Here is a 15,179-nt window from a genome sequence, read left to right on the forward strand (position 1 = left end):
CCGTCGCAGGCACCCAGACGCGCATTCAACCAGGCCTGACCCACGGCGCCGGGCGGTGCGGGCGATGTCCGCACTCGCCGTCACCGCGGTGGTCGGCGCCCTCACCGCGGCCGCGCCGGCGCACCACGATCCGGGGTCGCCGCCCGCCAAGTCCCCGGTCGCCGTCGGCTACGGAGGGGCCGTCTCCAGCGTGGACGCCGACGCCACCGCGGCAGGCGTCGAGGTGCTGCGGCACGGCGGGAACGCGGTGGACGCCGCCGTGGCCACCGCCGCGGCGCTCGGCGTCACCGAGCCGTACTCCTCAGGTATCGGCGGTGGCGGCTACTTCGTGTACTACAGCGCCCGCCAGCACAAGGTGTTCACCATCGACGGCCGCGAGACCGCGCCGCACAGTGCCACCGACCAGCTGTTCGTTGAGGACGGCCGGCCGCTGGCCTTCGCCGACGCGGTCACCAGCGGCCGCAGCGTCGGGGTGCCGGGCACCGCCGCGACCTGGCAGACGGCACTCGACTCGTGGGGCTCACGGTCGCTGGGCGAGGTGCTGCGGCCCGCGGAGAAGATCGCTCGCGACGGCTTCACGGTGGACGCGACCTTCAACTCCCAGACCGCGGCCAACCAGGACCGGTTCAAGGACTTCCCGGCCACCGCCGCGCTCTTCCTGCCTGGCGGGCAGCCCCCGGCCGTCGGCTCCACCCTGCGCAACCCGCAACTCGCCCGCACCTACCAGGAACTGGGCGCCAAGGGGATCCGCGCGATCTACCGCGGCGACATCGGTGCGGACATCGTCAGCACGGTGCGCAAGCCCCCGGTCGACCCCGCCGCCACCCGCGTGGTGCGCACCGGCGACCTGACCGCAGCGGACCTGGCGGCCTACACCGCGAAGAAGCAGGCGCCGACGCACACCGGCTACCGCGGCCTGGACGTGTACGGGCCCGCGCCGTCCTCGTCGGGCGGCACCACGGTGGCCGAGGCGCTGAACGTGCTGGAGCACACCGACCTCAAGGACGCCTCGCAGGCCCAGTATCTGCACCACTACATCGAGGCGAGCCGGATCGCGTTCGCCGACCGCGGCCGCTGGGTCGGCGACCCCGCCTTCGAGCAGGTGCCGACCGCCGGGCTGACGTCGCAGCGGTTCGCCGACTCGCGCGCCTGCCTGATCAAGGACGACGCGGTGCTGACCAGCCCGCTGGCCCCGGGCGATCCCGCGCACCCCGCCGCGTGCGGTGGCACGGGAACGGCCGCGCCGACCACGTACGAGGGCGAGAACACCACGCATCTGACGGTGGCCGACAAGTGGGGCGACGTCGTCGCCTACACCCTGACCATCGAGCAGACCGGCGGCAGCGCGATCACCGTGCCGGGCCGCGGCTTCCTGCTCAACAACGAGCTGACCGACTTCTCCTTCGTGCCCGCCAATCCGGCCGTGCACGACCCGAACCTGCCGGGTCCTGGCAAGCGGCCGCGCTCGTCGATCTCCCCGACCATCGTTCTCAAGGACGGCCGCCCGGACTTCGCGATCGGCTCGCCCGGCGGCGCGACGATCATCACCACCGTGCTCCAGGTCCTCACCGAACACGTCGACCGCGGCCTGCCCCTGGTCGACGCGATCGCCGCCCCCCGCGCCAGCCAGCGCAACGCGGCGAACACCGAGCTCGAACCCGCCTTGTGGGACAGCCCGTTGAAGACCGACCTGGAGGGCATCGGCCACCACTTCGTCCAGAACCCCGAGATCGGCGCGGCCACCGGGGTCCAACGCCTCCCGGACGGGCGCTGGCTGGCCGCGGCCGAGCCGGTGCGCAGGGGCGGCGGGTCCGCGGCGGTGGTGGTTCCGGCGGGGTAGCGGGCCTTCGCCGTTCCCGCGTGCCGGAGGCGGGCGGGCCGGCGTGAGCGGTGCGGGAGGGCAGGAGATCGGCTGCCCTCCCGCAGGCATGCCCTGGTGGGGGCGGCGCCATCGCACGGGTCGCGGGCCGGCGGTGCGGCGCCGTCGCACGGGTCGCGGGCGGCCCGCCCGCCACAGGCGCCCCACCCTCCCCGGCCTCGCGGACCGGGGAAGGCGCATGCACCCGTGCCGGCGACCGCTCCTACGGCACATTCTCCGCTCGGATCTCTTGACAACGTTGTCGGCGCGAGTGACGCTAGCGGCGCTTTCCTTCCGGGCGCGCCAGCGTGCGAGCCCTTACCCGCGCGTGGAGTTGTCGTATGGCCAGAGAGCTTTGCCCCTGCTTATGACGGTGGCCGCCCCACGACCACGGCCGAGGTCCCGTACGACGGCCGTCGACGTCGAGGCGACCGGACCGGCGGACGCGGAGCGAGAACCGCACCAGCGACGCGAACTCCGCCCGAAGCGGGCGGAAGACGCCACCGGGATCACCCCTCGCGGCAGGCGACGGCCGCGACACCACTCCCACCGAAAGGCTCTGTTGTGTCACATCCCCCTCACGCCCACCTGCTGTCCTTGAGACGGTGGGTGAGCGCGGCCGCGGCGCTGATGCTGCCCGTGCTGACGCTCGCCGTGTCACCGGCGGCGCAGGCGGCGGACGGCAACGCCACGGCGGCGGGCGGCTTCGGCTCCTCGTTCGAGTCGGCCGACCCGCAACCCGCAACGAACACCGTCGAGGTCGACGCGCACGGCGACCCCGTCCAGCACAACCTCAGCGGAACGAGCCCCTCCGGCCTGCCCGGCAGCCTGCTCGGCAAGGTCGACGCGGTGACCGCGAGCGCGGAGAACCCGCCGGGCGAGGTCGCGGTGAACCTCAAGGACGGCAATCCGTCGACCAAGTGGCTGGACTTCCACTCCACCGGCTGGGCCGCCTACCACCTGGCCGAGCCCGCCGCCGCGGTCACCTACTCGCTGACCTCCGCCAACGACTCGCCCACCCGCGACCCCAAGGACTTCACCCTCCAGGGATCCGACGACGGCAGCGGCTGGGTGGACCTGGACAAGCGGACCGGGGTGACCTTCAGCAGCCGCTTCGCCACCAACACCTACGACTTCGCCAACACGACGGCGTACGCGTACTACCGGCTGAACATCACCGCGAACTCCGGTGACTCGATCATCCAGCTCGCCGACTGGGACATCAGCGACGGTACGAACGTGCAGCCGCCGGCCACCCCGATGGTCACCACCCCCGGGACCGGCCCGGTCAGCGGATACAACATGAAGGCGAGCGCCGGCTTCACCGGGGTCGCCTCGCTGCGCTACTCGGGCGGCGCGCAGGCCGCCGGCGAATCGTCCGCCACCAACCGGCTGTTCGACGTCGACATCCCGGTCGGTCCCAAGACCCGGCTGTCCTACCGGATCTTCCCCGAGTTCACCGGCCGCGACGCCCAGTACCCGTCGACGTACGCCGCCGTGGACCTGCACTTCACCGACGGGACCTACCTGAGCCGGCGCTCGCCCGTCGACCAGCACGGCTACCCGCTCACGGCCGCGGGCCAGGGCGCGTCGAAGGTGCTCTACGCCGACCAGTGGAACGCCGTCGAGTCGGAGATCGGCAAGGTCGCCGCGGGCAAGACGATCGACCGCATCCTGCTCGCCTACGACGACCCGCAGGCCAAGGCGGCGACCCGCTTCCAGGGCTGGCTCGACGATGTGACCGTCACGGGCACCCCGACGCCGATCGATGCCTCGAGCCTGACGAACTACGTCGACACCCGCCGCGGGACCAACGCCTCCGGCTCGTTCTCGCGCGGCAACAACCTGCCCATCGCGGCGGTGCCGAACGGCTTCAACTTCTTCACCCCGGTCACCGACGCGTCGTCCCAGTCGTGGGAGTACTCCTACCAGCAGGCGAACAACGCGGCCAACCTGCCCATGCTCCAGGGACTCGCCATCTCGCACGAGCCGAGCCCGTGGATGGGCGACCGTGACCAGATGTCGGTCATGCCCGTACCGGCCGGCGGATCGCTGACCGGGTCGCCGAGCACCCGCGCACTCGCCTTCAGCCACGACGACGAGACCGCGCGGCCCGACCTGTACCAGGTCACCCTGCAGGACGGCCTGGTCGCGCGCATGGCGCCGACCGACCACGGCGGCATCATGCAGTTCACCTTCCCCTCCGGGCAGGCCACCGGCAGCCTCGTCTTCTTCAACGGCACCTTCACCATCGGCACCGACGGCACCTTCACCGGCTGGGTGGACAACGGCAGCGGGTTGTCGGCCGGGCACACCAGGATGTTCGTGGCCGGCGCCTTCGACCGGGCACCGACGGCGTCCTCCGGCACCTCCGCGACCTTCGACACCTCGTCGGAGGCGCAGGTGACGATGCGCATAGCCACGTCGTTCATCTCGACCGACCAGGCGCACAGGAATCTCGACATGGAGGTCACCGGGCGCAGCTTCGACCAGATACGCACCGCGGCCACCGCGGCATGGAACGAGCGGCTCGGCCGTATCTCGGTGGCGGGCGCCACCCAGACCCAGCAGGTGACGCTGTACTCCAACCTGTACCGGCTGAACCTCTACCCGAACTCGCAGTCGGAGAACACCGGCACCGCGTCCGCGCCGCACTGGCAGTACGCCAGCCCGGTGTCACCGGCGACCGGCACGACGACCGCCACCACCACCGGCGCGAAGCTCGTCGACGGACAGCTCTACGTGAACAACGGCTTCTGGGACACCTACCGCACCGTGTGGCCCGCCTACTCGCTGCTGTACCCGGACGTCGCGGCCAAGATCGCGGACGGCTTCGTCCAGCAGTACCGTGACGGCGGCTGGATAGCCCGCTGGTCCTCCCCCGGCTACGCCGACCTGATGACCGGCACCAGCGCGGACAACGCGCTGGCCGAGGCGTACCTCAACGGCGTGAAGCTGCCGGACCCGCTCGCCGCGTACGACGCGGTGGTCAAGGACGCCACGGTCGCCTCCGGGCGCAGCGAGGTCGGCCGCAAGGGGATCGAGTCCTCGCTCTTCCTCGGCTACACCCCGACCTCCACCGGCGAGTCGGTGTCCTGGGCGCTGGAAGGCTTCATCAGCGACTACGGCATCGGCAACATGGGCGCGGCCCTGGCGAAGGACCCGAAGACACCGAAGGCGGAGCGCGGCCGGCTCAAGGAGGAGTCCGCCTACTTCCTGGAGCGTGCCCGCGACTACGTCAACCTCTTCGACACCAAGACGAAGTTCTTCGAAGGACGCAGCGCGGCAGGCGACTTCCAGGCGGGCGACCCGCTGGACTGGGGCGGCGTCTACACCGAGACCGACGGGTGGAACTACGCCTTCACCGCCCAGCAGGACGGCCAGGGCCTGGCCAACCTGTACGGCGGCAAGAAGGGCCTCGAGCAGAAGCTCGACCAGTTCTTCGCCACCCCGGAGAACGCCGACCACCCCGGCGGCTACGGCGGCACCATCCACGAGATGATCGAGGCGCAGGCGGTCCGGCTGGGCCAGCTCGGCATGAGCAACCAGCCGTCGCACCACATCCCCTACATGTACGACTACGCCGGCGCGCCCGCCAAGACCCAGGCGCTCGTCCGGGAGATCATGCAGCGGCTCTACGTCGGTGACGAGATCGGCCAGGGCTACCCGGGCGACGAGGACAACGGCGAGTCGTCGTCGTGGTACATCCTCAGTTCGCTGGGCATCTACCCGCTCCAGGTCGGCTCCTCCAACTGGGCCATCGGTTCTCCGCAGTTCACCAAGATGACCGTCCACAGGAGCACCGGCGACATCGTCGTCAACGCGCCGGACAACAGCACCGGGAACGTCTACGTGCAGGGCGTGAAGGTCAACGGCAAGACGCAGCGCTCGGTGTCCATCGACTCCTCCGTGCTCGCGCACGGCGGCACGATCGACTTCCGGATGGGCCCGAAGCCGTCGACGTGGGGCACCGGCGGCAACGACGCCCCGCCGTCCCTGACCAAGGGCAGCGCGGCACCCCAGCCGCTGCAGGACACCACGGGCCCCGGGCTCGGCACCGCCACCGCCGACAACGGGCAGGACGCCTCGAAGCTCTTCGACGACACGTCGACGACGCAGGTGACCTTCGCCACCGGCACCCCGCGGATCACCTGGGCCTACCGCGGCGGCAAGCAGACGCCGACCACCTACACCCTCACCTCGGGGGCGGCCACGGGTGACCCGGCGGACTGGAAGCTCCAGGGTTCCGACGACGGGATCACCTGGACCACGGTGGACTCCCGCAGCGGCGAGGTCTTCCCGTGGCGGGACCAGACCCGGCCGTTCACCATCGCCAGGCCGGGCAAGTTCGCGCAGTTCCGCCTGGTGGTGACGAAGACCGCGGGAGCCGCACAGGCGAACCTCGCCGAGGTCGAGCTGCTCGCGGGCGGGGACGTCCGGCTCGGCGGCAAGACGGTCGGTGTCGACGCGGCGCAGAACCCGGTGCACGCGACGGCCGGTGTGGCCGTGTCGACGCCGCTGGCGACGATCGCCGGCGGTACCGCGAGCGGCTACCGTGCCACGATCGACTGGGGCGACGGGTCGCCGGCCGCGACCGGGGTGGTCTCCGCGAGCTCGCGCGGCGTGTACAGCGTCTCCGGGTCGCACACCTACGCCAAGCCCGGCTACTACCAGGCGAGCGTCCAGGCGACCGACGGCGCGAGCCAGGGGTCCGCGACCGTCGGTGTCGACGTGTCGTTCGCTCCGGAGTCAGGGCTCACGGCGGCCTTCGACACCGTCTGCGTCGGCGACGACGGAGTGCTGGCGGCGAACTGCGACGCGGTGGGCTACGGCTTCTCGCGCAGCGCCCTGGCGGACGCCGGTGTGACAGCCGGGAAGCAGACCGAAGTCCCGGGCACGGCACTGCACTTCACCCTTCCGGTGACCGGTGCGGGCGCGCCTGACGACGCGACGGGCAACGGCAGCACGATCGTGCTGAACCTGCCGGACGACGCGAAGGACATCTCCTTCGTCGGCACCGGCACCGAGGGCAACCAGAGCACGACCGGCACCGCGACCTTCAGCGACGGCAGCACAGCCGCCATCCCGATCCAGATGAGCGACTGGACGCTGGGCGGCAACGCCCAGGGCACACCCGCCTACGGCAACATCGTCGTCGCCAAGTCCGCCTACCGGCTGAGGGGCGCGAGCAAGGACAGCGCGCAGCCCTTCCTCTTCGCCACCGCCCCCTACCGGATCCCGGAGGGCAAGAAGCTCGTCTCGGTCACCCTGCCGGCACAGACCGGCGACCCGGGCAAGGTGGGCAGGATCCACGTGTTCGCCATCGCCGACGACGGCACGGCGGCCGCCGCGCTGACCACCACCGCCGGGCAGGACGCGACGGCCACCGCGGGCAACGCCCTCTCGGCGCAGCTCGGTTCCGTGGCCGGCGGGGTCACCGACGCGACCGGTTACCACGCGCGGGTCCAGTGGGGCGACGGCACGGTGCCCCAGGACGTCACGGTCGACGCGTCCGGTGCGATGAGCGGACAGCACACCTACCAGCAGCCGGGCACCTACACCGTGCGCGTCACCGCCTGGGACACGCTGTCCAGCGCCACCGGGACGTTCACCGTCACCGTGGCGCGGCAGGCGGCGCATCCGTCCATCACGGCAGCGGTGGTCTCCGGGGGCCACGACAAGGATTCGGTCGCCGTCACCGGCACCGGGTTCACGCCGGGGGAGCGGGTGACCGTCAGGCTCGGCACCAAGCCCGCCACCGACCTCACGGTGACGGCCTCCTCCGGCGGCGCGGTCCACGCCACGGTCGAGGTGCCCAGGGGCACGCGGCCCGGACGCTACGCGGTCACCGCCACCGGTGCGTCCTCGCGGACGCCGGCGACGGCCACGGTGCAGGTGGGCGACCACTGATGAGAACCGCCGCGGGGCACCCGGTGGATCCCTCGACCGCCAGGGCGCCGGGGGGTGCGGCTGCCTGACGGTTTCGGTGCCCGGCTCGTACCAGCGAGCCGGGCACCGCCATGTCCGGGGGCTTTCACGCGCGGCGCCGGGCGGGGAGGGGGTCATCGCGAGCCCGCGCCGTCGCGGTGCGGGCCGCTCCCAGGAGCGCGGGGCGGGGCGGCCGCGGCCCCTGGAGGCGACTGCGTGGCGGAGCCGCCCGCCGAGGCCTCGCCCGCGTCCTCGGCGTCGGCCATGGCCGCCTCATAGGCCCGCAGGGTCCTGACGAACATCCGCCGCTGCTCGGGGGTCAGGGGATCGAGTGCCTGACGCCAGGCGTGCGCCCCCCGCGCCAGCCAGCCGTCGATGGACGGCCGCCGGTCATCGGTGATGCTGACGATGCGCCGGCGCCGGTCCGACTCGTCCTCGCGCCGCTCCAGGATCCCCTTCCGGCTCAGCTCGCCGACCATGAGGCTGACGGTGGTCGGGGCGACCTCCAGACGCGCCGCGAGATCGTTCACGGTCATCGGGCCGTCGAACAGCAGGCAGGACAGCAGCGACAGGTGCCGCGGCGCCAGTGCGAGCGACTGCAGTTCCTCAGGCACCGGGATCCGCTTCGCGCGTCCGGCCATGCGGGGCATGAGCAGCAGCAGTGCCCTGATCGCCTCGTCGACCCCCGGCCCGGGTCCTTCCGGGTCCGCCGTGCGGCCCTGGCTCTCGATTGACATCGGCCATCCGTCCATTTACCTTTAGAGTCAAAGATATTTCGCTTGCAAAGCAAAACTGTTGTGATGATAGCGACCCATCCGGACGGAGCTGTGATGCCGCACTTCGAGGTACGGATCCACGAGGAGGAGCTCGACGGGAAAGTCGAGGCGAAGCTCGTCCTCGCCCTGACCGACGCGCTGGTCAGGGTCTACGGAGAGCGAGCGCGCCCCATGGCGGTCGTCGAGCTGTTCGGCATCCCGCGCCACCGGTGGGGAACCGGCGGCGAAACCGGCACGGTGAACGCCCCGATCGTCTCGCTCAACCTGCGGGAAGTCGCCCTGAATCTGCCGGGAACGCCCCACGCCTCCGAGCGGCTGATCGCGTCGATCACCGACGCCGTGGCGGAGGTCTTCGGCGAGTCCGTCAGGCGCAAGGTGACGGTCCACATCGTCGGCGTCCCCGCCGGGCGCTCCGGTGTCGGCGGCGAGGTCGATCCGCCCCCGGCAGGCTGAGCATCCCGGTCACGGCGACGAGGACCGGGCCGGAGGCGGTCCGGCCTGCCGGTCGAGGAATTCGATCAGCCGCCTCTCGGAGGCCCCGACGTACTCGCGCCGCTCAGGGGGGAGCAAGGCCAGGGCGTCCACGAGGACCTGCTGCCGGGGGACGTGCACCATCGCCCCGCAGTAGATCCGGCAGCAAGGGCACCAGGCGAGTCCGACGCAGTGCTCGAACATGGCGGACCCGGGGGGATGGAAACGGTGGCGGTACGAGCGGACAGGGGTCCCGCAGATGCCGCAGACCGGCACGTCCCCGTCGAGGACCGTCTCCCAGATCCCGACCTTGCGCCAGTGCGGGGGACCGGCCGGTGCTCTTCATGTCGTCATGCCGCCCATTGTGCGGGAAGCCTGTCCGGTCGCGAGGCGAAACGGGGGATGGCGCGTGGCGGGCGCTCGTGCGCGCTCTGCCCGGCTGCGCGGCGTGCGGTGCGGGTGGCCGGTACGCGCCGCGTGGTGCGCGTGGTCCGCTGCCCGCACCCGCCCGGCAGGCGAGGGGCGGAGGGAGGCGTGAGAATCGGGAGGGGGCTGACACCGGGAGGTGGGAGATGGCGGGCATCGAAGGCCAGACCGTCGTACTGATCGGCGCCAGTGCCGGGATCGGGCTGGAGACCGGGCGCCAGGTGAAGGCAGGCGGCGGCCGGCTGGTCATGGTCGGCCGCAATCCGGAGCGGCTGCAGGAGGCCGCCCGCGAACTCGACCCGGTGAGCACGGCGGCGTTCGACGCCACCGACACCGAACGCCTCAAGCGCTTCTTCGATGAGCTGCCAGGCCCGGTGGACCACGTGCTGGTCACGGCGGGCCGGCCGTCCTACATTCCGCTGGCGGACATGGACCTCGCCGCCGCCCGCGGCGACGTCGACCAGCGGATCGCGATGAATCTGGGGGTCGCGCTCCACAGCAGGGGCAAGGTCAGGGCCGGCGGGACGCTGCTGTTCATCGGCGGCACCGGAGGGCGGCGGCCCGGGGTCGGGATGACGCTGATGTCCACCGTCACCGCGATGCTGCCCGCGCTGACGGCGAACCTGGCGCTGGAGATGGCGCCGATCCGGGTGAACCTCATCGCCGCGGGCTTCGTGGACACGCCTCTGTCGGCCTCGCTGCTTGGCGATGAGCTGGAGGCCCGGCGCGAGGAGCTGCGCAGCACGCTGCCGATCCGGCGGGTCGTCGTCGCCGCCGACGTCGCCGCGCTTGCCCTCCACCTCATGAGCAACGAGGCCCTCACCGGGGGCACCTACGACATCGACGGCGGACAGCAGCTGCTCTCCTGATTTTCAGTGCCCCCAGGGTGTGTCGGACGTCGGCAGCCAGCCGGTCGTCGTCACGTCACACGCGGGAGGGGCGGGGGTGCGTGACCGTGCCCGGGCGGTCGGATACGCCTGCCGGCAGGGGATCACCTGATGGGGTGAACGTTTGTGGTTGTTGGACCGGGATCTTCCCGCTCTGTCCATGATTGGGCATACGGCCCATCCGGCCGTGGAACGAGGAGAGTTCGGTGGACAAGCACGACGGCGGCGACCCCCTGGCCCTGCGGGTGGACGACCCGTGGCGGGATGCCGGAGGAGCAGAGCTCTGGGTGCCCGATCAGGGGGCGCCGGCCGCGCCACCTGTCGCGGCGCCACCGGCTGCCGCGGGGGCGGCCGGGGACCGGGGAGCGATCTACAAGGAGGTCCAGGACAGCGCGGCGTTCCAGGAGGTGAGAGGCCGTTATCGCGGGTTCGCGTTCCCCGCGGCGGCGGCCTTCGTCGCCTGGTATCTGCTCTATGTCGTGCTGGCCACCACAGCTCCCGGGCTGATGGGGCGCCGGGTGGTCGGGGAGGTGAATGTGGCGTTGGTCGCCGGACTGGCGCAGTTCGCCACGACCTTCTTGTTGACCTGGGCGTATGTCAGACACGCGAGGGTGCACAGGGATCGGGCGGCGCTGGACCTGCGCTGGACGCTGGCGACCAGGACCGGACAGGAGCGGGTGCGTTGAGCGGCGGGCGCATGATGGTGGCCGACCGCTTCCTGGCGAATTCGGCCGGGGAGCACCAGGGCCTGGCGGTGGTGCTGTTCACGGTGTTCGTGTCGGTGACACTCGCGATCACCGCGTGGGCGGGCCGGCGGCGCAGTTCGTCGGAGGAGTTCTTCGTCGGCGGGCGGATGTTCTCCCCGATGCAGAACGGCTTCGCCATCGCGGGCGACTACATGTCGGCGGCGTCCTTCCTCGGCATCTCGGGGCTGATCGCGCTGTTCGGCTACGACGGGCTGCTGTACTCGGTGGGCTTCCTGGTGGCGTGGCTCGTGGTGCTCATGCTGGTCGCGGAGCTGGTGCGCAACTGCGGGCGCTACACGCTGGCCGATGTGCTGTCCGCGCGGATGCGGCAGCGGCCGGTGCGGCTCGCGGCGGGCACCTCGTCCGTCGTGGTGTCGGTGCTCTACCTGGTGGCGCAGATGGTCGGCGCGGGCAGCCTGGTCGGATTGCTGATCGGCGGTCAGGGGACCGCGGCGAAGACCTGGGCGGTGATCGGGGTCGGGGCGCTGATGGTGTTCTACGTGTCCTTCGGCGGGATGCGGGCCACCACCTGGATCCAGATCGTCAAGACCGTGCTGCTGATCGGCGGCACGGTCCTGCTCACCGTGATGGTGCTGGTGCGCTTCCACGGCAATGTCGACGACCTGCTGCACTCGGCGGCCGCCGGCAGCGGGCGCGGGGAGTCCTTCCTCGCCCCCGGGCTGAGGTACGGCGGGAGCTGGACATCCCGGCTGGACTTCATCAGCCTCGGGCTCGCGCTGGTGCTGGGGACCGCGGGGCTGCCGCACATCCTTTCGCGCTTCTACACCGTGCCGACCGCGCGCTCGGCACGGCGGTCCGTGGTGTGGGCGATCGGGCTGATCGGGGCTTTCTACCTGATGACGATCGTGCTCGGCTTCGGTGCCGCGGCGGTGGTCGGCTCCGGCACGGTGCGGGAGTCCAACGCGGCCGGCAACACGGCGGTGCCGCTGCTCGCCGAGGCACTGGGCGGCGGGTCGGGGACGACCTGGGGCACCGTGCTGTTCGCGGTGGTCGGCGCGGTCGCCTTCGCCACGATCCTGGCGGTGGTCGCCGGAATCACCCTGGCCTCGTCGGCCTCCGTGGCCCACGACCTCTACACCGCGGTTCGGCGGCCGGCCGCCAGGCACGGGCGGCGCGACCCTGCCGAGGAGGCGATGGAGCAGGACGAGGTGCGGGTGGCGCGCTACGCGGCGGTGGGCATCGGCGCGGTGGCGATCGGCCTGAGCCTGCTGGCGCAGGACCAGAACATCGCGTTCCTGGTCGGCCTCGCCTTCGCGGTGGCCGCGTCCGCGAACCTGCCCGCGCTGCTCTACTCGCTGTTCTGGCGGCGCTTCACGACCCGCGGCTCGGTGTGGGCGATCTACGGCGGGCTGGTCCCCGCGCTGCTGCTTGTGGTGCTGTCGCCGGTGGTGTCGGGACGCCCGGACGCGCTCTTCCCCGGCGTCGACTTCCATCTCTTCCCGCTGGAGAACCCGGGCCTGATCTCGATTCCGCTGGGCTTCCTCGCCGGATGGCTCGGCACGGTGCTCTCGCCCGAGCCGGCCGACCCGGGGCGCTACGCCGAGACCGAGGTCAGGTCGCTCACCGGGGCGGGCGCGGTGTAGGGCGGGCGCGGTGGAGGCGGGTACGGCGGCGGAGGGCCGTCAGGTCGCCTGCGCCCAGGCGTAGCGGTGCTCGGGGCGGCCGGTGTCGCCGTACTTCAGGGTGAGCCGGAGCCGCCCCGCCTGCTCCAGGTGCTTGAGGTAGCGCTGGGCGGTGGACCTGCTCAACCCGGCGCGCTCCGCCACCTCATGGGCGGACAGCGGGTGCGGCGCCGCCCGCAGCACCCGGCGGATCAGGTCGGCGGTGGGCGCGGAGTGGCCCTTGGGCAGGGTGGCGGGCGCCGCGGACGCCGTACGCAGCGCGCCGAAGATCCGGTCGACCTGCTCCTGGCCCGCCTCACCGCCGCCGCCACCGACCACCCCGTCCAGGGTGCGGCGCAGCGCCGCGTAGCCGTCGAGCTTGGCCCGCAGCCCCGCGAAGCCGAACGGCTTGACGAGGTACTGCAGCACGCCGAATCGCATCGCGGCCTGCACCGTCGCGACATCCCTGGCAGCCGTCACCATGATCACGTCGGCGGAGTGGCCCAGCTGCCGCATCCGGCGGACCAGCGTCAGACCGGTCTCGTCCGGCAGATAGTGGTCGAGCAGCACCAGGTCGATCCGGTCGCGCTCCAGGGTGGCGAGCGCCTGCGCCGCGGTGTGCGCACGGGCGGCCACCCGGAAGCCGGGGACCTTGCCGACGTAGGCCGAGTTGATCTCGGCGACCCGGAAGTCGTCGTCCACGACCAGCACGTCGATCATCGGACACCTCCGGTGAGCGCGAGGGCGTCGGCGCCGCATTCGGCCATGTCCGCGCCGAGCAGCGACTCGGGCAGCACCACGGTGAAGACCGCGCCGCCCCCGGCCCTGGCGGCGACCCTGGCGGTGCCGCCGTAGCGTTCCGCGAGCCGGCGCACCAGGGCGAGGCCCAGGCCGCGGCCGCGGTGGGACGGCGGCTCCTTGGTGGTCCAGCCCTCGTCGAAGATCCGCCCGCGCAGGTCGGGAGGCACCCCGGGCCCGTCGTCGCCCACCCGCAGCAGCACCGTGGCCCCCTCGGGGCGCAGCTCCACCTCGACCTCGGAGGCGGCGGCGTCCAGCGCGTTGTCCACGAGGTTGCCCAGCACCGTCACCAGGTCGCGCGGGTCGACCACCCGGTCGGGCAGCAGCGTGCCCGGCGCGATCCGCAGGGTCACCCCGCGTTCGGCCGCGATGGCCGCCTTCCCCACCAGCAGCGCCGCCACCAGCGGGTCGCGCACCCGGTCCGAGACCTCCTCGGCCGAGGCCCTGTGGGTGTCCGCCACCTCGGCCACGTAGTCCACGGCGGCCTCGTGCAGACCGAGTTCGAGCAGCCCCAGCAGGGTGTGCAGCCGGTTGGCGTGCTCGTGGTCCTGGGCCCGCAGCGCGTCGAGCAGGCCGTGGGTGGAGTCCAGTTCGCGGCCCAGCAGTTCGAGTTCCGTGCGGTCCCGCAGGGTGACCACCGCGCCGCCGCCCTCGGTCGGCATCCGGTTGGCGACCAGCACCCGCCCGCCGCTGACGGTCAGCAGGTCCTTGCCCTCGGCCCGTCCCGCCAGCACGTCGGTGGTCCGCCCCGCAGGCAGCACCCCGTCGAGCGGGCGCCCCGCGGCGTCGCCGTCGAGCCCGAGCAGCCGCTGCGCCTCGTCGTTGACCAGCCGGATCCTGCCGTGCGGGTCGAGCGCCACGACGCCCTCGCGGATGCCGTGCAGCATCGCCTCCCGCTCGTCGAGCAGCGCCGAGATGTCGGCGAAGGCCAGCCCGTGGGTGGCCCTTTGCAGCCGCCGCGACGCCCACAGCGCCGCCAGTACGCCGACCGCGAGCGCCGCGCCCGCGTAGCGCAGCAGCGGCACCACGGCCAGCAGCCTGGCCCGCACCCCCGTGTAGGCGAAGCCGACCGACACCGCGCCGACGATCCTCCCGTGCGCGTCGCGCAGCGGCACCTTGCCGCGCGCGCTGCGTCCCAGCGTGCCGCTGTCGATCTGCATGATGTCGCGGCCGCCGAGGGCGACGCTCGGATCGGTCGAGACGTGCTCGCCGATCCTGGCGGTGTCGGTGTGCGACCAGCGGGTGCCGCGGGTGTCCATCACCACGATGTAGCTGGCGTCGGTGGCCACCCTGATCCGCTCCGCCTCGGCCTGCACCGGTCCTTCCGGGGTCGGCGGGGTGGTCAGCAGCGACTGCGCCACCTGCGGTTCCGCGGCCACCGTCTGCGCGATGGCCAGCGCCCTGTGCATGGACTGTTCGTCCAGCTGGCGGCTGAGCGGCGCCAGGAAGAGGCCGATCGCCAGGGCGGTCACCCCGCCGGTGATCATCAGCTGTATCAGCAGCACCTGCGCCGAGACACGGCGCGGCCATCCGATCCGCATCATCAGCTCCTCCGGCTCCGGGCCCCCGACCTGCCGGCATCCGCCGACGTCCGTGTCGTCAACGCAACGTAAACGCTGCACGCCCGGATGGGCAGAGTCCGTTTCCCATTCGTTGTCCCTGCGGTG

Annotated in this window: 9 protein-coding genes and 1 pseudogene; 6 read left to right on the forward strand and 4 right to left on the reverse strand. The window is 72.2% G+C overall.

What is annotated here, in order from left to right; translation table 11 throughout:
* The first annotated feature begins 64 nt into the window (after positions 1-64).
* Positions 65-1,840, forward strand: a complete 1,776-nt coding sequence (ggt, locus tag ACGFMP_RS18245; protein WP_393673448.1) for a gamma-glutamyltransferase — start codon at positions 65-67, stop codon at positions 1,838-1,840.
* Between the two features lie 648 nt (positions 1,841-2,488).
* The gene (locus tag ACGFMP_RS18250; RefSeq protein ID WP_393673769.1) at positions 2,489-7,768 is read left to right on the forward strand and encodes a GH92 family glycosyl hydrolase; all 5,280 of its coding nucleotides are present in this window, start codon (positions 2,489-2,491) and stop codon (positions 7,766-7,768) included.
* Between the two features lie 266 nt (positions 7,769-8,034).
* Here the strand turns inward: ACGFMP_RS18250 and ACGFMP_RS18255 are convergent.
* Positions 8,035-8,523: pseudogene (locus ACGFMP_RS18255) on the reverse strand (MarR family winged helix-turn-helix transcriptional regulator); the annotation flags it as partial.
* Between the two features lie 93 nt (positions 8,524-8,616).
* On the opposite strand from ACGFMP_RS18255, the gene ACGFMP_RS18260 reads away from it, so the two are divergent.
* Entirely contained in the window at positions 8,617-9,015 is a 399-nt protein-coding gene (locus ACGFMP_RS18260; protein ID WP_393673449.1) for a 4-oxalocrotonate tautomerase family protein, read from the forward strand.
* A 9-nt stretch (positions 9,016-9,024) separates the two neighbouring features.
* On the opposite strand, the gene ACGFMP_RS18265 is transcribed toward ACGFMP_RS18260, so the two are convergent.
* Complete coding sequence (locus tag ACGFMP_RS18265) at positions 9,025-9,237, reverse strand: hypothetical protein (RefSeq protein ID WP_393673450.1); 213 nt, start codon at positions 9,235-9,237, stop codon at positions 9,025-9,027.
* A gap of 368 nt (positions 9,238-9,605) precedes the next feature.
* Between ACGFMP_RS18265 and ACGFMP_RS18270 the strand changes: the two genes are divergently transcribed.
* The 3 genes from ACGFMP_RS18270 to ACGFMP_RS18280 all read left to right on the forward strand — a co-directional run bounded on the left by ACGFMP_RS18270 (position 9,606) and on the right by ACGFMP_RS18280 (position 12,696).
* Entirely contained in the window at positions 9,606-10,328 is a 723-nt protein-coding gene (locus ACGFMP_RS18270) for an SDR family oxidoreductase (protein WP_393673451.1), read from the forward strand.
* Positions 10,329-10,552: 224 nt separating this feature from the next.
* A complete protein-coding gene (locus tag ACGFMP_RS18275) occupies positions 10,553-11,032 on the forward strand; it encodes a DUF485 domain-containing protein (protein ID WP_393673452.1) in 480 nt (159 codons plus the stop codon).
* Between the two features lie 14 nt (positions 11,033-11,046).
* The gene (locus tag ACGFMP_RS18280; RefSeq protein ID WP_393673770.1) at positions 11,047-12,696 is read left to right on the forward strand and encodes a cation acetate symporter; all 1,650 of its coding nucleotides are present in this window, start codon (positions 11,047-11,049) and stop codon (positions 12,694-12,696) included.
* Positions 12,697-12,735: 39 nt separating this feature from the next.
* On the opposite strand, the gene ACGFMP_RS18285 is transcribed toward ACGFMP_RS18280, so the two are convergent.
* Together ACGFMP_RS18285 and ACGFMP_RS18290 are read right to left on the reverse strand one after the other, a co-directional pair.
* The gene (locus ACGFMP_RS18285; protein WP_393673453.1) at positions 12,736-13,434 is read right to left on the reverse strand and encodes a response regulator; all 699 of its coding nucleotides are present in this window, start codon (positions 13,432-13,434) and stop codon (positions 12,736-12,738) included.
* A complete protein-coding gene (locus tag ACGFMP_RS18290; RefSeq protein ID WP_393673455.1) occupies positions 13,431-15,053 on the reverse strand; it encodes an ATP-binding protein in 1,623 nt (540 codons plus the stop codon). Before ACGFMP_RS18290 ends, ACGFMP_RS18285 begins: the two co-directional genes overlap by 4 nt.
* Between the last annotated feature and the right edge of the window lie 126 nt (positions 15,054-15,179).

This window comes from Streptomyces sp. NPDC049040 (assembly GCF_043197715.1).
GTDB lineage: Bacteria > Actinomycetota > Actinomycetes > Streptomycetales > Streptomycetaceae > Actinacidiphila.

Bases quoted from the DNA above. Each gene is read 5' to 3' on its own strand.
- ACGFMP_RS18250 (WP_393673769.1), top strand. From the start codon at position 2,489: ATGCTGCCCGTGCTGACGCTCGCCGTGTCACCGGCGGCGCAGGCGGCG.
- ACGFMP_RS18290 (WP_393673455.1), bottom strand. From the start codon at position 15,053: ATGCGGATCGGATGGCCGCGCCGTGTCTCGGCGCAGGTGCTGCTGATA.
- ACGFMP_RS18265 (WP_393673450.1), bottom strand. From the start codon at position 9,237: ATGTTCGAGCACTGCGTCGGACTCGCCTGGTGCCCTTGCTGCCGGATC.
- ACGFMP_RS18280 (WP_393673770.1), top strand. From the start codon at position 11,047: ATGGTGGCCGACCGCTTCCTGGCGAATTCGGCCGGGGAGCACCAGGGC.
- ACGFMP_RS18285 (WP_393673453.1), bottom strand. From the start codon at position 13,434: ATGATCGACGTGCTGGTCGTGGACGACGACTTCCGGGTCGCCGAGATC.
- ggt (WP_393673448.1), top strand. From the start codon at position 65: ATGTCCGCACTCGCCGTCACCGCGGTGGTCGGCGCCCTCACCGCGGCC.
- ACGFMP_RS18270 (WP_393673451.1), top strand. From the start codon at position 9,606: ATGGCGGGCATCGAAGGCCAGACCGTCGTACTGATCGGCGCCAGTGCC.
- ACGFMP_RS18260 (WP_393673449.1), top strand. From the start codon at position 8,617: ATGCCGCACTTCGAGGTACGGATCCACGAGGAGGAGCTCGACGGGAAA.